At 65.1% G+C, this 22,854-nt stretch carries 14 protein-coding genes; 4 read left to right on the forward strand and 10 right to left on the reverse strand.

The window, feature by feature from the left end; all coding sequences use genetic code 11:
- Nucleotides 1-325: 325 nt before the first annotated feature.
- From HPY44_21450 to HPY44_21495, 10 genes are all read right to left on the reverse strand, one after another.
- Nucleotides 326-1,201 (reverse strand): hypothetical protein, encoded by an 876-nt coding sequence (locus tag HPY44_21450; GenBank protein NSW58586.1) that lies wholly within the window; start codon nt 1,199-1,201, stop codon nt 326-328.
- Nucleotides 1,202-1,566: 365 nt separating this feature from the next.
- Nucleotides 1,567-2,253 carry an ABC transporter ATP-binding protein gene (locus HPY44_21455; protein ID NSW58587.1) on the reverse strand — a complete coding sequence of 229 codons (687 nt, stop codon included), beginning with the start codon at nt 2,251-2,253 and terminating at the stop codon, nt 1,567-1,569.
- Nucleotides 2,254-2,765: 512 nt separating this feature from the next.
- Nucleotides 2,766-4,124: an ABC transporter permease gene (locus HPY44_21460; GenBank protein NSW58588.1), complete on the reverse strand. Its 1,359-nt coding sequence runs from the start codon at nt 4,122-4,124 to the stop codon at nt 2,766-2,768.
- A gap of 591 nt (nt 4,125-4,715) precedes the next feature.
- A complete protein-coding gene (locus HPY44_21465; GenBank protein NSW58589.1) occupies nt 4,716-5,390 on the reverse strand; it encodes a DUF1559 domain-containing protein in 675 nt (224 codons plus the stop codon).
- 663 nt (nt 5,391-6,053) lie between these two features.
- The gene (locus tag HPY44_21470; GenBank protein NSW58590.1) at nt 6,054-6,650 is read right to left on the reverse strand and encodes a hypothetical protein; all 597 of its coding nucleotides are present in this window, start codon (nt 6,648-6,650) and stop codon (nt 6,054-6,056) included.
- A gap of 1,039 nt (nt 6,651-7,689) precedes the next feature.
- Nucleotides 7,690-8,673, reverse strand: a complete 984-nt coding sequence (locus HPY44_21475; protein NSW58591.1) for a tyrosine-type recombinase/integrase — start codon at nt 8,671-8,673, stop codon at nt 7,690-7,692.
- A gap of 537 nt (nt 8,674-9,210) precedes the next feature.
- On the reverse strand, nt 9,211-9,615 hold the full coding sequence (locus HPY44_21480; protein NSW58592.1) for a hypothetical protein: 405 nt from the start codon (nt 9,613-9,615) through the stop codon (nt 9,211-9,213).
- A gap of 113 nt (nt 9,616-9,728) precedes the next feature.
- Nucleotides 9,729-10,490, reverse strand: a complete 762-nt coding sequence (locus HPY44_21485; protein ID NSW58593.1) for a ParA family protein — start codon at nt 10,488-10,490, stop codon at nt 9,729-9,731.
- Between the two features lie 53 nt (nt 10,491-10,543).
- Nucleotides 10,544-13,060, reverse strand: coding sequence for a toprim domain-containing protein (locus HPY44_21490; protein ID NSW58594.1), 2,517 nt, complete (start codon nt 13,058-13,060; stop codon nt 10,544-10,546).
- A 123-nt stretch (nt 13,061-13,183) separates the two neighbouring features.
- Nucleotides 13,184-14,581, reverse strand: a complete 1,398-nt coding sequence (locus HPY44_21495; GenBank protein ID NSW58595.1) for an ATP-binding protein — start codon at nt 14,579-14,581, stop codon at nt 13,184-13,186.
- A gap of 1,481 nt (nt 14,582-16,062) precedes the next feature.
- Between HPY44_21495 and HPY44_21500 the strand changes: the two genes are divergently transcribed.
- The 4 genes from HPY44_21500 (at nt 16,063) to HPY44_21515 (ending at nt 22,653) form a co-directional block, all read left to right on the forward strand.
- On the forward strand, nt 16,063-16,749 hold the full coding sequence (locus tag HPY44_21500) for a hypothetical protein (protein ID NSW58596.1): 687 nt from the start codon (nt 16,063-16,065) through the stop codon (nt 16,747-16,749).
- 646 nt (nt 16,750-17,395) lie between these two features.
- Nucleotides 17,396-18,244, forward strand: coding sequence for a hypothetical protein (locus tag HPY44_21505; protein ID NSW58597.1), 849 nt, complete (start codon nt 17,396-17,398; stop codon nt 18,242-18,244).
- The gene (locus HPY44_21510) at nt 18,241-22,215 is read left to right on the forward strand and encodes an Ig-like domain-containing protein (protein ID NSW58598.1); all 3,975 of its coding nucleotides are present in this window, start codon (nt 18,241-18,243) and stop codon (nt 22,213-22,215) included. Before HPY44_21505 ends, HPY44_21510 begins: the two co-directional genes overlap by 4 nt.
- An 18-nt stretch (nt 22,216-22,233) precedes the next feature.
- Nucleotides 22,234-22,653: a carboxypeptidase regulatory-like domain-containing protein gene (locus HPY44_21515; GenBank protein ID NSW58599.1), complete on the forward strand. Its 420-nt coding sequence runs from the start codon at nt 22,234-22,236 to the stop codon at nt 22,651-22,653.
- Nucleotides 22,654-22,854: the final 201 nt, after the last annotated feature.

The raw sequence follows: 22,854 nt of genomic DNA on the forward strand, positions 1-22,854 counted from the left end.
GGTGCCCCGAATTGGTGCCCCGGGTTGAAACCCGGGTTGTGCCCCGCGCTGAAGCACGGGGCTAGGGGCCTGCGGCCGGGCGTCCTGCCGGACGCGAAGGCCGAGGAGATTGCCGACCAGGTCGCAAAGGGCGAGCTTCTCGACAAGCCGTTGCCGTCCAGCCCCGAAGGGGCGGAAGCCCTTTGCCACCAGCGTAAGCTGGTGGAATCAGGGCCCCCCCTCCAGATTATAAGAGCCCCCGAAGGGGGCGGCAGGTGCCCCGGATTACAACCCGGGGCACCGATGGTGCGGACGGCGGTCCGGCGTTTCTATCCGGCTCGCGCTATTACTCCCGCACCGCCGTCACGATGGCCTTGCGAATATCCTCGGCCCATTGCGTCGCCAACGCCTTCGGGCCCTTCACTCCAGCCGCCTTCGCATCCTCTTGCGTGGCCTCGATCACCGTGGTCTCCCCCACTTTGAGCGCGGCCAGCTTGTCCTTGGCCTCCACTTTCACCTGACTGGGGTGCACCGGCTTCTGCGCCCAGTCGCCGAGAACTTTCGCCGCCGCCTTCGCGCGGTCTATCGCCTTCACATCCCCCGCGTCCTTCTCCACGGTGATCACCACGGCGTCGCCGATGAGCACCTGCCCCTTGCCCGCCTCTTCCTTGAAGCTCGTGGTAATGGTTGCTTCCTTGGGCTCCAATTCCTTGCGGGCTTCCTCTTCGCTCAGAATCTGCAGCGTACCGTCTTTCATGGCCTTGAAAGCGTCCTCGAGGTCCTCATGCTCCCAGCTGAACCCGGCAGGCATGAAGAAGACCACGGTCTTCTCCTTGCCGTCGCGTCCGGGGAATTTCAACGCGGGACTGGGCCCCTCGCCCTTGTCGAACAGGATCGCCATACAGTCCAGGCCATCCTCGCGCCAGCGCCGTTCGCCCTCGGGAGACCCGAAATTGACGATCTCCAGGTCTACCAGGTCGGCGTAATCCATGCCGAGATTGTTGACCAGGTCCACGGTGGGCGCCTGGCAGCCGGAGGACACATTGATATACGCGGTGACCTTGATCTTTCCGGACTGTGTTGCATCCGCGGCGGCGTCTTCACCGGGCTTGGCCACGATCTTGGGGTCCATGACCGGGTTCGCGGCAGGCTCTTTCTTCGAGCAGCCAATGATGACGGCGAGCAATGCCAGGACGATGAGGAAGGGGGGAAGACGGTGCATGGTTGTGGTCCCTCCAGGAGGTCGATCGTTACGTTATGCCGCGGATTTCTGCCGCCCCCTTCGGGGGCTCTTGTAATCTCGAAGAAGGGGCCTGATTCCACCAGCTTACGCTGGTGGCAAGAGGCTGACGCCCCTTCGGGGCTGGACGGCAACGGCAAACGGCGTTGGACAGCAAACGGCGTCGACCGTCGCTATCAATTGCGTAGGCCGACCGTTCCGGTCGGCGGATGTCGACCTTCGCGTCCGGCAGGACGCCCGGCCGCAGGCCCCCAGCCCCGGGTTTCAACCCGGGGCGTCGATCCGGGGCACCGATCCGGGGCGTCAACCCGGGGCGCAAACCCGGGTCGCCTCAAACGCCCGCCGCCTTATGCCCCTTCGTCGTGAATCAGGACCCCGTCGCTCAGGCGCACCACCCGATCCGTCGCGTCAATGGTCGCCGCATCGTGGCTGGCGATGATCACTGTTCGGCCTTCGTCGTGAAGCCGCTGCAGGAGCTCCATAATCCGACTGGCATTCTCCGCGTCCAGTTCGCCGGTAGGCTCGTCCGCGAGAATGAGCTGGGGGTTATTGACGACGGACCTTGCCACCGCCGCCCGCTGCTGCTCGCCGCCTGACAGTTCCCCGGGCAGGTGGCTTGCGCGATGGGCGATGTTCGCCTCATCCAGCGCCTGCTCCACCCGCGCGATCTTCTCGGCCTCGCTCATGGCAACGGGCACCAGCGGCAGCATCACATTCTCGAACACGGTGAGGGCGGGGATGAGATTAGACGCCTGGAAGACGAAGCCCACGGTCTGGCGGCGGTACAGGGCAAGACCCGCTTCATCCAGTTCGCCCAGGTTCGTGCCGCCCACGGTAACCTGACCCGATGTGGGCCGATCCAGGCCGCCCAGGATATTCAGGAGAGTGGATTTCCCGGAACCGGACTTGCCCACGAGGCCCACCAGTTCGCCCTGGCGGATGGAGAAGGAGACTTCCGCGAGGGCCTCGACTTCCCCCGAGGGGCGCCGGTAATTGCGACTGACCTGGTTGACGCTGATGTACTCGGCATTCATGGGCGAGACCTCGAAAAGCGGTTTTCGCGAAGGCCGACCGGGACGGTCGGCAATCTGTTCGGCCTTTGCGTCCCGGCAGGACGCCCGGCCGAAGGCCCCTAGCCCCGGGTTTCAACCCGGGGCATCAACCCGGGGCGTCTGCCGCCCCCTTCGGGGGCTCTTATAATCTGGAGGGGGGCCCTGATTCCACCAGCTTACGCTGGTGGCAAGAGACTGACGCCCCTTCGGGGCTGGACGGCAACGGCAAACGGCCTGTCGAGCGGGACGCTCGGCCTTCGCGTCCGGCAGGACGCCCGGCCGCAGGCCCTCAGCCCCGTGCTTCAGCGCGGGGCACCAACCCGGGGCATCGATCCGGGGCATCAACCCGGGGCACCGACGACCTACGCGTCCTGGTCGGCGGATGTCGGCCTTCGCGTCCGGCAGGACGCCCGGCCGCAGGCCCCTAGCCCCGGGTTTCAACCCGGGGCGCCAACCCGGGGCGCGTCAATCCGGGTTTCAACCCGGGGCATCGACTACAGCCTCCGCAAGGCATCCACCGGGTCCAGCTTCGCCGCTCTGCTCGAAGCCGCAAGACCCGCAATCGCCCCGATCAACAGCGCCATCCCAAGACCCAGCAGGAAAACTGCCGGCTGCGGATCCGTGGACAGGCGCAAGGCAAGCGGTGCCGGGGTCGTCGAACACGGCGGAAAGCTGGTAAGCGATGCCGGCAATTCAAGCTCCGCCATGCGCCCGTATGCCCAGCCTGCGATACTCCCCAGCACGCTGCCGATCACCCCGCCGATCAATGCCGCATACACCGCTTCCACCACGAATAACCGGGCGACGTCCGCATTGCGCCAACCGATGGCCTTCATCAGGCCGACTTCATCCACCCGTTGGGCCACATTGTCCAGAGCATTACGCACCAGGATCAGCAAAGCGAAAAACAGGACGAATCCGGAGATCGCCAGGAGGGAATGGCGGGTCACGGAAGCCAATGCTGCAGTGCCCGCGTCCACATCGCTCTCCGTGGTGATGCTCACGTTCTGGCCGATCAACTGAGACGCCAGCTCACTCACCCGCTCGGTGCCTTTCGCATGAGCCAGGGAGACGAAAATGGTGTCCACCACTTCACCCTGCCCGAGAAGCTCCTGGGCGGTGGCCAGGGGGATGAAAGCTTCCGCGCCGGCAATGCGCGCCGAGGCGCTCACATCCAGGAGCGCCACCACTTCGAACTTGTGCTCCAGCCCCAGGGGGATATAGTCGCCCACCGTCAGCCCCTTGGCCTTCGCATAGTCCTCGGTGATCATCGCATGGTAATCGTCATTGGGCACGAGATAGCGGCCCTTGGTCACGGCGCAGCAGGTCTCGTCCTCGCCCACTTCCTCACGGGTGGCGATACGCACCGGGCCGATGGTCTTCTTCGAGGGGTCAATGCCCGCGACAACCGTAGGTTGGAGAGCCTTGCCGCCGATCATGGGCAGGCCCTGGCTATCCTCCTGCATCGCCGTCCCGCCGGGTTTTGGGAAACCCAGGTCGCTGCCCCCGGCCGATGGGGCGGCATTCTCGTCAATGTGAAAGGCCCACAGTTCCAGGACCCCGGTGGCCTCTTGGACCGCTTCGTCTTCGGCCAGCTTTGCGACCACATCGGCGGGGATGGTGGCGAGGTCCTTGGGGAGCTTGATGATGCTGAAGGGGCAGGCCTTGACCCGCTTCTGAATGACCATATCGGCGCCGGCGGCATCCAAAGAGGAGGCCACGGCCTGTTCCACGGACCGGGTGATGGTGACTACGGCCACCAGGAGGCCGACGCTGAGGACAATGCCGATAATCGCCAGCATGCTTCGGGTGCGCCGGCGCCAGAAGCCTTTCCACGCATACTGCAAGAGCATGTCCGGGGGGAGCCTCCCGAGAGTGATTCAGGTCATTGCGCACGCAGCGCGCCATTGGCAGCGCGTCATTCCGAGGGGCTTCCAATGAAGCGCTTCGGGCCAAGACCTTCAACAAGGGCGACGCGAACGAAGGTTCCTCCAGGGAGGCTTCAGGAGTAGTAAGAAAGGGGCAAGGCGGGGTTGGTGCCCCGGATCGGTGCCCCGGGTTGGAACCCGGGGCTAGAGGCCTGCGGCCGGGCGTCCTGAGGGACGCGAAGGCTGAGCGTCCCGCTCAACAGGCCGTTCGCCGTTGCCGTCCAGCCCCGCAGGGGCGTCAGCCTCTTGCCACCAGCGTCAGCTGGTGGAATCAGGGCCCCCTCCAGATTATAAGAGCCCCCGAAGGGGGCGGCAGAAATCCGACATCCGCCGACCAGGACGGGCGGCGTAATCGTTATGGGCTTTCCACAACCGAAGGCAACCAATGGACAGGCAGGATTCCCTGTCCTACGGACGGCGAGCGGCACGGAAGGAAAATCCCTCCGCGCCGCTCTTTGGTGTGCCCAACTCTTCTGCGCCTGCGACTAGCCTACAGCCTCGCTGCGCACCCGGCCTCTACCAGCCCGGAGGGTAGGAGTTCGCGTTCGCCCAGGGCAGATAGGTGTCCATGGTCGCCTTGTCTACAGCGTACGCCTTGCTGGACTTCATCCACTTCACGTGCCCATCCACGAAGGCAATGTTGCGGCCCTCATTGTGGGGCTCGGTGGCGTCCGAGGTGTACCCCGCGCCGCATCCCACCGGGTTCCGCTTCCAGGGCCGCCACGGATTGCCGCCATCCGCCGCCCAGAACAGTTCCGCGGGCTTTTGAACCTTGGACATCTCTGTGCCGCGGCCATTGCCCAGACCCCGGCAGTTCCAGCCATAGCTGCTGTTGAGGTTCATTGCATTGGCCCATGAGGACCAATAGGAGCAGGTGGTGCGTCCCGTGAAAATCTTGCTGGGGCAGATGAACAACTGATTATTCTTCACGTACGGGAAGATCACGTGCTCCGGCCACGACCCTCCCGGAGCGTTGCAGCTCGCGCCCTGATTCCAACCCACGTAGATCTCGTCATTGTCCTGACCGTACATCAGCGCCCCCAGAGCGATCTGCTTCAGGTTGCTTGAACAGCTTGCCATCCGAGCTTTTTCCCTGGCCCGCGCGAACACGGGGAACAGAATGGCGGCCAGGATCGCGATGATCGCGATAACCACGAGCAGCTCAATCAGTGTGAACCCCTTGCACCTCATCCTGACACCTCCAAGGATATGTGATATGATTTTGTTCGCGTTGTATTGAGAAAATCCTTTGTGTCCAAGAAACCTATTTTGAGGCCGGCCTACGCGAAAATTGGTGCCCCGCGCTGAAGCACGGGGCTATAGGCCTGCGGCCGGGCGTCCTGAGGACGGGCTTTCCCGTCCCGCGCAGACGCCCCGCGCTGAAGCACGGGGCTGGGGGCCTTCGGCCGGGCGTCCTGACGGACGCGAAGGCCGAGGAGATTGCTTCGTCTCCAATAACGACCGTCGAAACGACCGCCGACCGGGACGGTCGGCCTACGCGATTGATGGGGGCGGTCAACGCCGTTTGTCGTTGCCGTCCAGCCCCGCAGGGGCGGAAGCCTCTTGCCACCAGCGTAAGCTGGTGGAATCAGGGCCCCCCTCCAGATTATAAGAGCCCCCGAAGGGGGCGGCAGACGCCCCGGGTTGGCGCGCCCCGGGTTGTGCCCCGGGGTGAAACCCGGGGCTGGGGGCCTGCGGCCGGGCGTCCAGAAGGCTGATGGCCCTTCTGGACGACAAACGGTGGTGGACGCAAGGCCCTTCACCCAAAAGAAATAACCATGGAACAAGTGACCCCAGGGGCACTAATCCCATGGTTATATATTCCGGGCGCGAACCTCAAATCCCCCGCCAAAACTACCGCTTCGGCTTGCCGTCCGGCCCCAACGCCTTGGCCGCCTCCGCCTCGTGCGCCGCCAGTTCCTCCTTGGTCACCTGCCCTTTCTGATCGAGCAGATGATAGACAATGTCCTTGATGTCGTGCATGTCATAGTTCGTCTGGCCGATGGGACCGTCCAGCAAAATCGCACCCTTCAGGCCACGGTCGGGAAGTATGAACTTGCTCTTGCCATTGATGGTGATCCCGCTCTTGCAGCCAATTTTCGCCTTCTGAGCTTCCTTCAGCGTGTCCTCTTCCAGCAGGTCCTCAAACTTCACATAAACCCGGTCGCCCAGCTCTTTGGCAAGCTCTTTCATGGCGCCCAGGGTCGTGGTGTCGCAGGTGTTGTCCGAGGTGACGTAGACGTTGATCTTTACGGCCGCATTCGGTGACCCCATGGGCTTGGGCAATTCCACCGGCTCCCCCTTGCTGTGCTCCTGACTCTCCGCCTTCTGGGGCTTGGCCGGTTCTTCCGTTTTCTTCTTCGGCGCGAGATCCTCCAGATCGCTGTTGGTGACCTTGTGGCTGAGGGCCACCACGATCAGCAGGCCGAGGACAATGGCGCCGATCTTCAAAGACCGGGTGTTCACCGCGGGCACGCTCCATGAGTGAGAGACTGCATCTTTGTTGGGACGAAGAGTATAACGCTTTGGGACAGGGCGCAAGGTTCCGAGGGGCTTCCGCGTCCGGCAGGACGCCCGGCCGCAGGCCTATAGCCCCGTGCTTTAGCGCGGGGCGTCAATTCGGGGCACCGACTCAACCCGGGGCACCTGCCGCCCCCTTCGGGGGCTCTTATAATCTTGAGGAGGGGCCTGATTCCACCAGCTGACGCTGGTGGCAAGAGGCTGACGCCCCTTCGGGGCTGGACGGCAACGGCTTGTCGCGATGCTCGACCTATGCGCTCTGGTCGGCAATCTCCTCGGCCTTCGCGTCCGGCAGGACGCCCGGCCGCAGGCCCCTAGCCCCGTGCTTCAGCGCGGGGCACCTGCCGCCCCCTTCGGGGGCTCTTATAATCTTGAGGAGGGGCCTGATTCCACCAGCTGACGCTGGTGGCAAAGGGCTTCCGCCCCTGCGGGGCTGGACGGCAACGGCTTGTCGCGATGCTCGACCGACGCGCTCTGGTCGGCAATCTCCTCGGCCTTCGCGTCCCTCAGGACGCCCGGCCGCAGGCCCCTAGCCCCGTGCTTCAGCGCGGGGCATCAACCCGGGTTTCAACCCGGGGCACCAACCCGGGGCGTCAATCTTCGCGTCCGGCAGGACGCCCGGCCGCAGGCCCCTAGCCCCGTGCTTCAGCGCGGGGCACCAATTCGGGGCGTCAATCTTCGCGTCCCTCAGGACGCCCGGCCGCAGGCCCCTAGCCCCGTGCTTCAGCGCGGGGCATCAACCCGGGTTTCAACCCGGGGCACCAACCCGGGGCGTCAATCTTCGCGTCCGGCAGGACGCCCGGCCGCAGGCCCACAGCCCCGTGCTTCAGCGCGGGGCGTCTACGGGGGGCGTCAATCTTCGCGTCCCTCAGGACGCCCGGCCGAAGGCCCCCAGCCCCGGGTTTCAACCCGGGGCACCGATCCGGGGCGTCTACGGGGGGCATCAACCCGGCCGCCAAACCCCTCACCCTCACCCCTTCCGCCGATAAGGGACATGCAATAAAGCCGCCGCCTTGCGCTTGGCCTCCTCGCCCCGGCGGTCATAGCGCGCCGTGGTCTGAACATTGGCATGACCTGCGAGTTTCGCCACCGTGCTGATATCCGCCCCGGCATCCAGCAGGTCTGACACGAAACTGCGTCGCAGATCGTGGGGGCTGACTTGCTCCACTACCGCCTGCCCCGCACGCTTGCGCAGGATCCCGTACACCGCCTGATCCGTCATGCGCCGCCATTGCAGAGCCCCGCCCTTGTTGATCGGCACCATGAGCGGGCCCGGCTCATCTCCCCGCACAAGCAGCCAGTCTTCCAGAGCATCCCGCGCGCCATTGTCCACGTAGACCAACCGCTCCTTGGAGCCCTTCCCGCGCACTCGAAGCTCCCCGGTAGAGGCGTCATAATCGGCGCGGTCAAGGCCCACGATCTCCGACCGGCGCATACCCCCGGCGGCATACATGAGCCCGATAATCGCCGCGTCCCGCACCCCCGCAGGGCCGGCATCCCGCGCGCACACATCCAGCAAGGCTACCAGCTCCCCGGGGGCCACATGCCGCCCGGCCGGGAGCCGATCGCCTTTCACAGTGGGCACATTGCGCAGGCGCTGGTACTCCTCGGCGGTGATCAGCTCCAGGTTGAAGGCGGCTTTCGCCACCCCGCGCAATGCGGACAGGGCGAGGTTCACCGTGGCCGGCGCCTGGCCGATGTCCACGAGTTTCGCGCGGATCGCAGCCACATGCTGATACCGCAGCAGGTGCCAGGGGAGGGCATCGAAACGCTCATGCCCGAGCAGGTTTGCGATGAGTTTGAGGCGTCCTTCCACGGCGCGCCTTCCGGAGGGCGCGAGTGCGGCGAGATAGACAAGGGCGGGATTGCGATCGGGCGGGAATTGCGTGGGGATGAGGAGTTCGGCGGAATTGGATGGGAGGATGGCGAGATCGGTGTTTTCCAGGGTCTGCATCTCCTTTCTCACGAACTATTTCGCCCATTATCATAAACTATTTTTGCCCGGAAAACGATGCCCCACACGGGGTCTTCACCGGCGCAGAACCCCCGATTCCGGGCGCACCCTTACCCCCGCCCGCTCCATAAAACGCGCTCACAGGGCGATCTGGACGCTCGCCCCACGCGTCCGGCAGGACGCCCGGCCGAAGGCCCCTAGCCCCGGGTTTCAACCCGGGGCATCAACCCGGGGCGCCAACCCGGGGCACCTGACGCCCCCTTCGGGGGCTCTTATAATCTCGAAGGAGGGGCCCTGTTTCCACCAGCTTACGCTGGTGGCAAGAGGCTGACGCCCCTTCGGGGCTGGACGGCAACGGCAAACGGCATTGGACGGCAAACGGCAAACGGCGTCGACCGTCCCCATCAATCGCATAGGCCGACCGTCCCGGCCGGCAATCTCCTCAGCCTTTGCGTCCCTCAGGACGCTCGGCCGCAGGCCCCTAGCCCCGTGCTTCAGCGCGGGGCACCAATTCGGGGCATCACCCCGGCGCATTGACTACTTCAACGGCCTGCCGCCCTTGAGGGGCTCCGTGCGGGCGGGGAACGCCTCTCCCCTCTCCGCCTCCATGCCCTCCACCCGCGCGCGCAGAGCGTCTTCCGCCAGCGCCGCCAAGGTCAGCCCCGGCGTCCAGTACACGGCATTCTTCACCCGGTCGATCAAGTCCACCGGCAAGTGCACCGTGAGCCGCTCCTTCGCAGTCTTCTCCCCGGCCGGTGGCTGCGTATCGGCTGATTCCACCACCTGGGCAGCCGTCACTGAGGCCACACCTGATGCCGAGGATTTCGGCCGTTTCGAGGCCGGCTGCCTGGCTGCTGTCTCCGCCGGGGTATCCTGCGTCGCCACCGACTGTGGGACCACCGCATCCAGCGGATTGTTGCCAATCGTGGTGCGCTTGCTCATGGGGATGTCTCCTTTCCCTGTATTCTCATCATTGCATGAAATATCGCTAACGGGAACGTTTCCTTCATTTATGCTATTTCTGCTAATGTCCCCCAAAACTCCGCCTCTCCCCTCTACCCCGCCTCCTGGGCCACCAGTTCCCGCGCCGCGTCCCGGTAGTCCTGGGCTCCAGGGCTGTGGGGATCGTAAGCCGTGATCGGCTGCGCGAAAGACGGCGCTTCCGCCAGCCGCACGTTCTCCCGGATGATCGTCGCGTATACCTGTGGGCCAAACCGCTCTCGCAGGGCCTGCACGATGTCCCTCGCGTGCCGGGTCCGGCTGTCCACCCGGCAGGGCAGGATGCCGCTCACCCGCAACGGTGGGTTGAGGCGCTCACGCACCACCTCAATGGTCTGGAGCAACTGCGCCAAACCCGACAGCGCCATCACGTGAGCCTCCACCGGAATCAGCACCTCTTCCGCCGCCGCGAGAGCGTTGACGGTGAGTATCCCCAGGCTCGGGGGGCAGTCCATCAACAGGTAATCCCAGCGGCTTGCGGGAAGCTTTGCGATCTCCCGGCGCAGAATCAACTCCGCTCCCACCTCCCCTGCCAGGGCTTTCTCCGCCCCGACGAGCCACATGGAGGCCGGAACGGCCGTAAGGTCCGTAATGTCCGTTTCGGCCGTAATATCAGCAAGGTTCCCGTTATCAGTCAATACGTCCAGAAGACCCCTCCCGCCGTCGCCGATCCCGAGCCACGAACTGGCCGACGCCTGAGGGTCAAGGTCGATCAGCAGCACTCTGCGCCCCAGTTCGGCCAGCGCCGCGGCCAGGTTCACCGCCGTGGTTGTTTTCCCGCTGCCGCCTTTCTGATTGACGACGGCGATGATTCTCATGACGCGTTGCCTCGGATCGCAAGCTGTTTTGATTTCGGGGCTGCGCGGCCCGTCTATTGGCCCTCGTCGCCCACCTGCATATCCCGAATCAGGCCGCAGCGCCCTTCGAGGGTCAGGCGCGCCAGTCCCATCTGCCCGTAGCGGTTCTTCAAGACGAGGATTTCCAGAGGGCCGGGGCGGTCACGCTCCCCGCCGGCCACGTCCTCCCGGTCCTCGAGGTAATCCGCACGGTAGTTCAGCAGACCCAGCACCAGGTCGGCCTCCTGCTCGCTGCCCCCCTCACGCAGGTGATGCAGTTGCGGGCGGCGCTTGCGGATGGCCTCCTGCACCCCGCGGCTGTCGAACTCTCCGTCGGGAATGCGCTCGCCCTGTTGGGCCGCTTGCCGACCGATCTGCGCAGCGGCAACCACCGGGCAGGCCAATTCCACGGCCAGCGCCTTGAGCCGTCGCGCAACCTGGGACACTTCGATGTCTCGCCGGTCATACTGCCCCGCGGGTGGCGGCACCAGTTGCAGATAATCCACCAGCACTCCCCCCACCGGCCCCCTCTGCCCCACCTGCAGCGCGGCCGCGAACAGTTCGCTCACCGACCATTCAGGGCGATAGATCACGTGGAGCCGGTCCTGGTCCTGGCGCAACTGGTCCAGCGCCTGCTCAAGCTCCGCCGCGGCCGGGTATCCCTGGACACGCTCAGTGCCCTGGAGCCAGTCGCGGATCTCATAGTACGTCCAACCGCGCCCCCCATTGCGCCGCGTCAGGCAGGAGGCAAGTTTCAGGACAACAGCTTCCGGCGGAAGCTCGTATGAGAAGAAGCAGAAGCGGTCCTGCTTGTAACGCGCAAGCCAGTTCAGTAGCAGTCCCAGGAGCACCGTGGTCTTCCCGTGGCCGGTGCGGGCGCCGATGATCGTCAGCTCCGCGGGGTGGAAGCGCACCCCGAGGTCGTCCAGTGCTCCCCAGCCACTGCGCCGGCCCTCGGAAGCCGTGCGGATGCTCTCCAGAACTTCATCGATGCACAGGGTCGGGGAATGTAGCGTGTCATCCAGGCCGAACCGCGCTAACCTCTCCCCCACCGTCGCGGCAACGATGCCCGGGGGCTGCTCCTGCATCTGTCGGCGCGCCGCCTCGAGAATGCCCGCGAGTTCCCGACGCCGCCGTGCCTGCTCCCGCTCCTTCATGCGCCGCTGAGCAAGCTCTGCAAGGCACGCCTCACTGTAGCCGCAACGCTCCGCTGCTATCCTCCAGACGGCCTCCCGATCCCGTGGGTCGACGGTGCGCGCCGCGAGGTCCAGGAGCTCACTCACCGCGCGATCCCTGCCCATGACGCAGGACAGATCGGCACGCTCCAGGATGCAGGAGGCTGCGAAGACCGGCCCTCGCACTGCTTGCCGGAGCAATTCGCGGTAGGCATCTGCGCCGGCCCGGCGGAGGTAACTGTCCGGGTCAACCTTTGCATCAACGTTCCCGTTATCAGCCATACATACCGGGGGAACAACGTAGACTTCGGGAACAGCGGCTCCCAGCTTCTCAATCGCCTGCAGGGTCCCGAGCAGGCCCGGATAGCAGTGGGGGCAAGCCGGCTCTTGATGCTCCACGCAGGGTTCCGGCGAGGGGTCGTAATCCAGATTGAGGGTCAGGCTGCGCACCCCGGACCGGGCCAGGGCCTCCACTTGCTCGCTCCCCAGCCCGGCCCCTCCGAGCCCCACCACGTTCTCCACCCCGGCGGCCCGCAGGCTGAGCACGTCCAGGATGCCCTCCACCAGCACCAGGTCGCGCCCGCGAGCATTGTGCAGGCCGAAGGGGCTGGCCCGGCTTCCCCCGCGCAGCATGAGATATTTCTTGCCCGGCTCGCCGGGAGTAATCGCGCGGGACCACACGTTCACAATGCGCCCCGCGCGGTCGCGCCACGGCCCAACAATGCGCCCGGGCCACAGGTGCAGGACGGACTGGCCGCTGTCGAAAGCCCCCGGCGCCAACCCCGCCTCGCGCACTTCCTCCACGCCGTAGCCCTGGTCCGTGAGGGCCCGCAGGACCTCCTCCGGCCCAGGGTAGCAGCCCAGCTCGAAATCCCGCATCTGCTGGACAGTGAACCCGCGGCCTTCCAGGTAATGCCGTGCTTCCTCCCCCTGTTCGGTGTGGAGCAGTTCGGCCGCGCAAGCCGTGAACGCTTCAAGCAGGTCGGCTTTGCGGTGGCGCTCCGCGGCCGCCTGAAGGGCTTGCGGCGAGCGCTCTCGTTCCGGGAAACTCACCCCGGCCCGCAGACACAGGTCCCGCACCGCATTCAGGAAGGCCTCGCCACGCAGACTGCTCTGCCCGGCGGCGTACTCCAACCACGGGACGAAGCCGCCCCCGTGAATCTTGATGCCGAAGGGGGTGTCTCGGTAGGCCCAGACGCGGTCCGGGCGGGGAGCACCGGGCAGAGCGCGGGTTGCGGTCTCATGGGTAGCCTGCCAGTGATCGCCCCGCAGGACGAAGCCGAATTCGGGGAAAGCACTGTCCAGGCGTTCCCACAGGGCAGGATAGAGCTCTTCATCCAGGAAGAAGGACAGGTCGGATGGGGGAGAGGCAGGCACCGGGCGCCTCCTGGCCGGGGGAGTGTGCTCCCGTTGGAGTCAATGTAAACAATGTTCCCGTTGACGTCAAGGTCCGTATTTTATGAAACGTCCGTCAACCTGCAAAAGTCCCTGCGGGCTGATTCACCCACCCAGGAGCTCCTCCAGACCCACCAGCAGCACGTCTTCCTCGACGGCCCGTTCCCGCAGGCTGTCGCTGAACCCGGAACGGGAGAAGAGCACCGGGCGAAGGCCTCGCCGCCATTTATCCGGAAGCGCCCTTGTTTTCTCCCGCAGGTCTTCCAGTACCCCCAGGCCCACCGGCGACGCGGACCACTTGCATTCCCCCACCAGATGCCCTCCGTCAGCGGTTTCGCACAGCAGGTCAATTTCCACATCTCGGCTCCAGAATGGCCCTACGTCACCCAGTGGGGGAGAGGGGAGCCGTCCGTCCCCCCCTGCCCGCACCCACTCCCGGCAGGCTTGTTCGAAGGCCGCTCCCAGGAACTGGTCGAACACCGGCGCCACCTGGTTCTTCCAGACCTCAGCCGCCAGGCCCATTTCCAGCAGGCTGCGGTTGGGCAAGACGAACCGGTACCAGAAGCGCAGGAAATTGTCCGCAAGGAAGTACCGGCCCCGAGAGCGTTTATCCGGTGCGCGATCCGTGATGCTCACTGTGCGACGCAGCAGGCGCAGTGACTGCAGCACCGGCAGATAGTGGCTCAGCGCGGTGACTTGAACCCCGACCCGGCCGGCGATCTCATTGGGACGTGTGAGGCCGGCGGCCACGGCTTCCAGAATGCCATTGTACACCTGCAGGTCGCGCAGTTCGCTGCGCAACAGGTTCGCCGGCTCTTCATACAGCAAAGACTGAGGACGCAGGAGAGCCTGGCGCACGTTTTCGGCGAAAGAGTAGCGCGGGTCAAACTGCGCCAGGTACATGGGCATACCCCCCAGGCAACCATACGCGCGGAACTGATCTGTGGGGGACCAGTCGGGGAAGAACTGGGCCGCCGCCGACAGGGGCAGGGGGACAAGCTCCTGCTGCCCCGTGCGTCGTCCAAACAGCGGGGACGTGCGGGCAAGCACCGCGTTTTCCATGAAACTCACCGCGGAACCCGACAGCGCCAGCATCAAATGGCTCTGCTGCCCCTGATGATCCCAGAAGCGCTGAATGCGCGAGGGTAATCCAGGATCGGCCTCGCACAGATAGGGGAACTCATCCAGCACCACCACCAGACGTTCCCTTGCCTGCCGGGCAAGGTACCCCAGAAGCGCCTCCCAGCTTTCGAACCGCGCAGACCGCAAGACGCTCTCCTCCAGCGCATCCGCCGCGGCGGCATGAAACTGCGAAAGGTTGTCGCTGTCGGGCACCTGTGCGGCCTGAAAGTAGATATGGGGCCTGGAGCGGCAAAACTCCCGCAGGAGCGCGGTCTTGCCCACCCGGCGACGTCCATACAGGACATAGAGCTGCCCGCCCGGGCGCGCCGCGAGGTCATCCAGGAAGGCAAGCTCGCTGACCCGGTCGATGAAAGGGGGCATGGGGGCTCACTCCCGGAAGAGATTCCTATCGTCATGACTATTATACTCGTGACGATAGGAATCACAAGAGCCTGTGATTGCTCAAATAGCAGTATTGACTTCAATGGCTGAAACGTTCCCGTTACGGCTATTGTGTACAGAGGGCTGGGGAAGGCTCCTGCGGCGGGGATTGTGGGGGCGCCGCAGGGGGTGGCTGGGCGCCTTTTGCCGTGTGTCGTGGAGCCGTTGACGGGGGTCGTTTGCCGTGGCCGTAAAGCCCGAAGAGCGGGGGCGAAGTGCAACGAAAGCCCCCCGCTCCTTGTGTAGTTACTTGTGTAACTACTTGTGGTGATTCGGGGCTCCGGCCGCACTAGGCTGAGAATGGCCGTAAATGGCCTGAGAATGGCGCTATGCAATAATTAGCATACTCTCATATTCCTTGAAAAAGGTGAGTTTCTGCTATTATCTTCCTTCAAAAAGGTGAGTAACTGCTATTATCTTCCTCCAAGAACGTGAGCAAATGCTATTAGACGGGTGGGTGGGGGAGGGGGGCTTTGGGGGATGTGGCGCCCGTCTTTTTCGGTGCGGGCGTGCAATCGTGGAGATCGCCCGCAGGCGGAGGTCGGATTTCTGCCGCCCCCTTCGGGGGCTCTTGTGATCTGGAGGGGGGCCTGATTCCACCAGCTTACGCTGGTGGCAAAGGGCTTCCGCCCCTTCGGGGCTGGACGGCAACGGCGAACGGCCTGTTGAGCGGGACGCTCGGCCTTCGCGTCCCTCAGGACGCCCGGCCGCAGGCCCCTAGCCCCGTGCTTTAGCGCGGGGCGTCAACGCGGGGCATCGATCTGGGGCGTCAATCTTCGCGTCCCTCAGGACGCCCGGCCGCAGGCCTCTAGCCCCGGGTTTCAACCCGGGGCGTCAACGCGGGGCACCGATCTGGGGCGTCAATCTTCGCGTCCCTCAGGACGCCCGGCCGCAGGCCCCTAGCCCCGTGCTTCAGCGCGGGGCGTCAACGCGGGGCATCGATCTGGGGCGTCAATCTTTGCGTCCGTCAGGACGCCCGGCCGAAGGCCCCCAGCCCCGTGCTTCAGCGCGGGGCACCAATTCGGGGCGTCGATCTGGGGCGTCAATCTTTGCGTCCCTCAGGACGCCCGGCCGAAGGCCTCTAGCCCCGGGTTTCAACCCGGGGCACCAACCCGGGGCACCGCCTCAACCCCGGGCGTCAACCCGGGGGCACCGCCTCAACCCGGGGCGTCAACCAAGGATGGACAAAGCTCTTGCACGATGCGGCACAAGAGTGGAGAATTACGGAAGGTGTGCTTTCGCTGGGGAGCGAACAGGTTCTTGGTTCGAAATACCAATCTTCCTGACCACCAAAGACAGGCGTTGTTCCGCGCCAGGAAACTCGTGACGCGGGGGCGTGTGGCTGTCACGTGCTACTCTTCTCAATCTACCGTTCTCGCTGACTCGCAGACTCATTGCACCCCGGGAGGGATGGTTCGTAGATGAACCCCACTAAGGGCCTGTTCATGGTCGTGATTTGCTTTGCGCTGAGTGCCTCCTGCGCGTGGGCACAGGGCGTAAATGATCTGTCCCTGGGCGTGGCTTACGCGGACATGGGGGACTTTGATTCCGACTGGGGCGTGCGCGCTCAGACGTGGCTTTCAGACAGCCTCCTGCTCACCGGCGGCTGGACTAATGTGGACTGCACGGTCATGGCCGAAGGCGGGCCGATGCGCGTGGACGGCCAGATGTGGCAGCTTGATCTGAGCTATGTCTGGAACATGGGAGGCTGGTATTTCGGCCTTGGCGGCGGCCTGCGGAACATTGATGCCGACTGGACCCTTGCCACCCTCACCAATGACGCGAAGAAGCTCAAGGCAGCCGGACACGCCCTCATCGGCAAGCGCTGGGGCGACATGTTCATTGACGTGCGCTATGAGATGGGAAGCGACCTGTTCGGCTACGACGCCGACGGCCTGCAGGCGACGCTGGGGATTTCCGTGGATACCGGGAAGATCGGCGAGGCGCTGGAGGGGGACGCTGGGGCAAAGCCCTTCTACTTCGACCAGTTCCGCATGCCGGGCGCGAATTCGGCGACGGTCAAGGCGGCGGGGACGAGCAGTTGCGGCGAGTTCGATGAGAAGTCGAATTACTGGGACCAGTTCCGGTTCCCGAAGCAGTTCCCGTGAGGATTCTTCGCGCGTAGGCCGACGACCGTCCCGGTCGGCCGAGGTCGGATTTCTGCCGCCCCCTTCGGGGGCTCTTATAATCTGGAGGGGGGCCCTGATTCCACCAGCTTACGCTGGTGGCAAGAGACTGCCGCCCCTTCGGGGCTGGACGGCAACGGCGAACGGCGTTGGACGGCAAACGGCGACGGCGAACGGCCTGTCGAGCGGGACGCTCGGCCTTTGCGTTCGGCAGGACGCCCGGCCGAAGGCCCCTAGCCCCGGGTTTCAACCCGGGGGCGTCTGCCGCCCCCTTCGGGGGCTCTTATAATCTGGAGGGGGGCCCTGATTCCACCAGCTTACGCTGGTGGCAAGAGACTGCCGCCCCTTCGGGGCTGGACGGCAACGGCGAACGGCGTTGGACGGCAAACGGCAACGGGGAAGGGTGCTGCCCGTCCTGGTCGGCAATCTTTTCGGCCTTTGCGTCCGGCAGGACGCCCGGCCGCAGGCCTCTAGCCCCGGGTTTCAACCCGGGGCGTCAACCCGGGGCGTCAACCCGGGGCGTCAACCCGGGGCGTCAACCCGGGGGCGTCGACCTACGCGATCTAACGGCGGTTGGCTGTCGAGCTACCAATTCGGCTTTCACAAAATCCCCAGGGAGGGGACGCCTATGATCAGGCTCCGCGGATTGCTCTTGCCCGTGCTGTTGCTGGCCCTGGCGATCCCGGTCTGCGCCCAGCAGGTGAAGGTCTCGGTCCAACCCGACCGGACCGGCACCGGGACGCTCACCGGCGATTATTACGCCAAGGTCACGGTGGAAGGCGCCGGGACCGCCCGGCAGGTGGTCTTCCGGCTCAATTTCCCCGCTGCATACGGGCTCAATCAGACGCCGTCGGATATCCAGATCGTGGCGGTGCGACCGGGCGCTGATGTGATGAGCATCGACGCCAATGATGTGCCCACTGCCGACCCATCCGACGACACCCCCGTGGTGTTCGCCGAAGCCGTCAGCGGCTCGCCCACAAATGGCGTGTGGATCGTGGCGCTCATGAAAGACGAGGCCGCGAAGACCACAAAGCATGTGTGCGACATCGTCTTCACTTCCCGGGGCCGGGCTACGAAAGACCCGGTGGCCTTTGAAGCGGGGAGCGTGTCGGTGAAGGATGCGTCCCTGGCGGTGCTCACGAGTCAGGGCACTTTCGGCACCGCCCAGGTCCCACTGTTCGGGGATGTGAACTGGGACAGCAAGGTGAACGCCCTGGACTTTGCGGTGTTCGTTCAGGCCTGGCGCGAGTATAACCAGTCGGGCTTCACTGCGGACAAAGCCCTGGCGGATCTTGCGCCACGTTCCACCCCATCCGGCGTCATTGACCCGGCAGAGATGCTCAGCAGTCAGACCGCCACACCCAAGGCCATCAACGCGCTCGACTTCACAGACTTCGTGCTGTCCTGGCGCGAGTACAACAAAGCGCAACCCACTGCCGCGCCCCAGACGGCTCCGAAGGAGGAATATCAGTGAACAGGACGTCAACCGCGTGGAGCGGCCTTTGCCTGCTTGCCCTGGTCGCCTTTGCATCCGGTGCCTGGGCGACCAGCGTGGAGTTCAGCCCGGATCAGTTGACCTTCCAGAAAACCGACACGAATACTCAGAATGTGGGGATTTTCGTCAAGAACTTCCCCGCCGGTACGGACCTTGGCGGCGCCCTGTTCCTGCTGCAGTATGACACCAACGCTCTTGAGATCTCCAACGTGGTGTTCGACAACACCATCCTGGACCTCAAGGGCCTGGATACTCCGATGCCCGGAGGCCTGAGCATCAGCGCCAATAAGCTCATGGCCACCGGCACGGTGTCCGATGCCAAGGCCCTGGTGACCTTCGACGTGAAGCGCAAGACCGACACCGCGGGCGATTACCCCGTTACTTTCGCCGTGGGTGATCCGCTGAACGCTCTGAAGGACCTGGTTACCCAGGACATCGCGGTGGCCAGTTGGGGGACCCTCACGGTGACGGTGACCGAAGGCCCCCCCGACCCCGTGCAAGACCTGGGCTTCACCTTCACCCAGCGCCAGAAGGACCCGGTGGAGTTTGATCTGACCTGGACCACCGGCAAGGTCACCAGCGTGGAGGCTCAGCGCTTCTTCGGCGGGGTCTGGGAAACTGCCCCGGCCGGGATGCTGAACTGGAACGCGCAGACGAAGAAGCTCACCGTCACCACCGGAGTACCGGGCGTGGAGACATTCCCGGTGCGCCTGCGCGGGCTGGATCAGGGGAAGGTCTGGGACGGGACCGCGGCCGTTGACGCCGCAGCCAACCCGGATGTGGGCTGGGTCAATGGCGCAACCGACCTCACCGTGGATAACGAGCCCCCGGACCTGACCAGCGCCGTGGCCAATCGAGACGGCACGAAGATCACCGCCACCTTCCAGTCCGGCGAGATCCTCGATGATGCCACTGCTCTGGCCGCCGGCAATTACGCGGCCTCCGTCGGCGATCCGCCCGATGCTCCGGCGGCGACGCTCATCAATGTGACCAATGTTACCAAGCTGGGCGACAACCAGGTGGAATTGACCCTGGCAAGCGCTCTGCCCCGCGAAGGCGACCTGTTCCTGGGCGCCTGGAATGTGCAGGATGATTTGGGCAATGCGATGGTGGGGACGGATGTAGTTCCCGTGACGCTGCCCGCATTCCCGCCCACCGATGTAACCGTCAGCGTGAATGCTCCGCGCCAGAAGGACCCCATCAAGGGCACCTACGGGTGGACGAACGGCTTCTCCGACGATGCCGAAGCCCAGTACTCCGATGACGGCGGCGCTAACTGGCATCCCTTTGACGCCACCTCAGACAATGTGAACAAGACCTGGGAATGGAACACCGGTTTCGCAGGCACGAAAGCCCTGGACCTGCGTGTTCGGTTCCTGGAGAAGGGGCAGGTCTGGAACGGGACGGCGGTGGTGGACGCGGCCACCAACCCGGATGCAGGCTGGGTGACCGCCGGCGTTATCCTGGACAATGAGGCCCCGGTTCCCCAGAGCGCAAGCGGCGCGGGCAATTTGGTGTCCATCGCCTTCAAGACCGACGAAGCGCTTGACCCCGGCTCGGTGGCAAATCTGGCGAACTATGAAGTCGTAGACATGGGCGTCATCACCACCAGCCACGCCGGAGCCCTGCCCATCACCGAAGCGCGTCTTGCGGCCGGGACCCAGAACGTGATCGAACTGGTCCTGGGCGAAAACCTCCTGCCCACCCAGCGCTACCAGGTGAGCGTCAAGGACGTTGTGGACGCCGTGGGCAATGCCCAGCTTGCCCAGGTTGATCTTGCCCTGACCACCGAGCCGAAGCCCGGCAAGAACGTGGCGGTTGTCCTCAATGCCGGCGCGCGTCAGAAGGACGATGTGGTCATCGACCTGACCTGGACCGACGGCTTCGCAACCGCCCTGGAGCTTCAATATGACGCAGGGGCCGGTTTCGTCAATGCTGCCGGCACGGTGGCGGATATCGGCGCGAAGAAGATCGTCTGGAACACCGGATTCGCCGGAACCACCGCTCTTCAGGTTCGGGCTCGGGTCGTGCATCGCGGCAAGGTCTGGGACGGGACCCAGAACGTGGACGCGGCGGCTAATCCGAATGCGGGCTGGTCGGCGCCGGTTGCGCTCACCGTGGACAATGAGCTGCCCGACCCGGTTTCCGCGGCGGGACAGCGGGACTCGGCGGATGTGGTGGTCACCTTCAACGCCGGCGAACTGCTGGACGAGACGGTGGCCGAAGACCTCGCGAGTTACACAGTCACTGACGAGGGTGTCATCACCGCCAACGGCTCGCCGGTGCTGCCCATAGCTTCGGCGAACCTGGAAGCCGCGGGGAACGTGGTGACCCTCACCCTGCAGAATGTCCTGGCCGCCGGGAAGAAATACAAGGTGACGGTGAACGCGGCGAAGGACGTGGCGGGCAATGAACTGGCCGCTCCGGAGGGTCTGGACTTCGAAGTCCCGGCCAATCCGGAGCTTGTGAGCGCGGTTTTCGTGAACCGCACCCGGGTTCGCGCCACCTTCGACAAGGTGATGGACATCGCCACCCTCGGAGCCGCTGACTGGACCCTCACCGCTGCGGGCGGTGGGACGGTAGCGGTGACCAATGTGAGCGACACGGGGGACGGGAAGAGCTTCAACCTCACCACCGGCCTCCTGGCGCAGAAGACCGATTACACCCTGACCGCGCCGCCTAATGCCGCGGATACAGGTGGCCTCACAGTGCGCCCCGACAAGGATGAGGCGACCTTCACCAGCCGCCGCTGGTTCGATTTCGCCGCCGGGACCCGGACCATCGGGATCCCGCTCACGGATGCGGGCCGCGTGCTCACCCTCACCGGCGCGGACGGCGTCGCGCGGTATGATGCAGGCGCGGGCGCGTATGTGATCGACAAGGCAGTGGGCGGCGCCGAGGAGATCCAGCAGGTGCCCGGCATGGGGTACTTCGCGAAGTTCAACGCGGCGCGGACGGCCTACTTCGACGGCGACCCGCTCCCAAGCCCGGTGGCCTTCAATGCCCCCGCGGGCTGGAGCATTATCAGCCCGCCGCGGAACATCTCTCTGGGCAATATCAACCCGGCAATCCCCTACGCCTGGTATTACGACGGGACCGGCTACGTGCTCAAGGCCAATATCCCTGCGGGCGGGCTGAACGTGGTGGATGATAAGCTGGACGCCTGGAAGGGGTACTTCATCAAGCGCGCAGCGGCGGGCAATGTGCAGATCGGCACCGCCCAGGCGTCCGCCGCTCCCCTCAGCTTCGGTGATGATGCCAAGCTGGTGCAGCTTGTGGCTTCTGCGGGCGATCTCGCAGACACCATGAACTTCTGCGGCATCGGCGGCGATGCGGTGGAGATCGCCAACCCGCCGCTGGTGGATGGCGCGGTTGACCTGGCTTTCGCGGGCTCGGGGGACGCTCTGGCGGTGGACGTGCGCACCGGCGACCTGGCGCAGAAGTGGGACCTCGTGGTCACCACCAGCCTGCCGAATACCGCAGTGACCGTGTCCGCGCCGGACCTGTCCACGGTGCCGGCGGAATATGCGGTCATTCTCACCGACAAGGAAAGCGGGAAGTCCTGCTACCTGCGGACCAGTCCGGGCTTCACTTTCGAAACCGGCGCTGATGGCGCGAGTCGGAAGATGACGCTGGAGATCGTGCAGCGCAGCGGCGCGGCGCTTGTGAGCAGCATGAGCGTTCAGAGCGGCCCCGGCGCCGCGGTGGTGACCTACGGCCTGAGCGGGCCGGCATCGGTGACCGCCGAAGTGCTCAATATCGCCGGCCGTAAGGTGCGGCAGATCGTTGCCGACCGCGTGGAGACCGCCGGAACTCACACCCTGGTGTGGAACCTCAGCAGCGACGCGGGAACCGCGGTGCCGCGGGGCCTGTACATGATCGTGATCCAGGCTCGCAGCGAAGACGGGCAGCAGGTGCGCGCCGTCCGACCGCTGTCGGTGAACCGCTAAAGGAGGGCTACTCGCCTGATGACAAAGCTCCCGAACACACTCATGATGCTCGCCGGATTGACGCTGCTATTCAGCGTCCTGGCGCTTGTAGGCTGCAATAGCGGTAGCCCGCCGACTCAGATTCTGGTGGCGGTGACGGGCCGGGTCATGCTCCTGCAGGACGGTGGGAACGTGGGGCAGGGCAATGTGACGGTGAAGCTCACCCCCACCGATGGCGGCGACGCGATCCAGCAGGCCGTGAACCCGGACGGGACCTTCGCCATCGCCGATGTGCCTGCGGGCGAGTATAACCTGGAGATCATTCCGGGTGCGGGCGTGAACGTGATCCTGCAGGGCGCGCAGAAGGTCTTTCTGGACAAGGAAGATGAGGACAAGCTGATCGACATTCCGACGGTGTACGTAGTAGAGACCCCACCTGCGCCGCCGCCCAACATCTAGGCGCGCGAGGTCGGGCGTTCCATCAATCCGCGTCGTCGATGCCCCGGATCGGTGCCCCGGATCGGTGCCCCGGGTTGAAACCCGGGGCTAGGGGCCTGCGGCCGGGCGTCCTGCCGGACGCGAAGATTGACGCCCCGGGTTGGCGCCCCGGGTTGAAACCCGGGGCTAGGGGCCTGCGGCCGGGCGTCCTGCCGGACGCAA

This window comes from Armatimonadota bacterium, assembly GCA_013314775.1.
Taxonomy (GTDB): domain Bacteria; phylum Armatimonadota; class Zipacnadia; order Zipacnadales; family JABUFB01; genus JABUFB01.

Coding starts and splice junctions, on each gene's coding strand:
- HPY44_21455 (NSW58587.1), bottom strand. CDS start 2,253: ATGAATGCCGAGTACATCAGCGTCAACCAGGTCAGTCGCAATTACCGG.
- HPY44_21460 (NSW58588.1), bottom strand. CDS start 4,124: ATGCTCTTGCAGTATGCGTGGAAAGGCTTCTGGCGCCGGCGCACCCGA.
- HPY44_21500 (NSW58596.1), top strand. CDS start 16,063: ATGAACCCCACTAAGGGCCTGTTCATGGTCGTGATTTGCTTTGCGCTG.
- HPY44_21465 (NSW58589.1), bottom strand. CDS start 5,390: ATGAGGTGCAAGGGGTTCACACTGATTGAGCTGCTCGTGGTTATCGCG.
- HPY44_21475 (NSW58591.1), bottom strand. CDS start 8,673: ATGCAGACCCTGGAAAACACCGATCTCGCCATCCTCCCATCCAATTCC.
- HPY44_21515 (NSW58599.1), top strand. CDS start 22,234: ATGACAAAGCTCCCGAACACACTCATGATGCTCGCCGGATTGACGCTG.
- HPY44_21505 (NSW58597.1), top strand. CDS start 17,396: ATGATCAGGCTCCGCGGATTGCTCTTGCCCGTGCTGTTGCTGGCCCTG.
- HPY44_21480 (NSW58592.1), bottom strand. CDS start 9,615: ATGAGCAAGCGCACCACGATTGGCAACAATCCGCTGGATGCGGTGGTC.
- HPY44_21450 (NSW58586.1), bottom strand. CDS start 1,201: ATGCACCGTCTTCCCCCCTTCCTCATCGTCCTGGCATTGCTCGCCGTC.
- HPY44_21485 (NSW58593.1), bottom strand. CDS start 10,490: ATGAGAATCATCGCCGTCGTCAATCAGAAAGGCGGCAGCGGGAAAACA.
- HPY44_21495 (NSW58595.1), bottom strand. CDS start 14,581: ATGCCCCCTTTCATCGACCGGGTCAGCGAGCTTGCCTTCCTGGATGAC.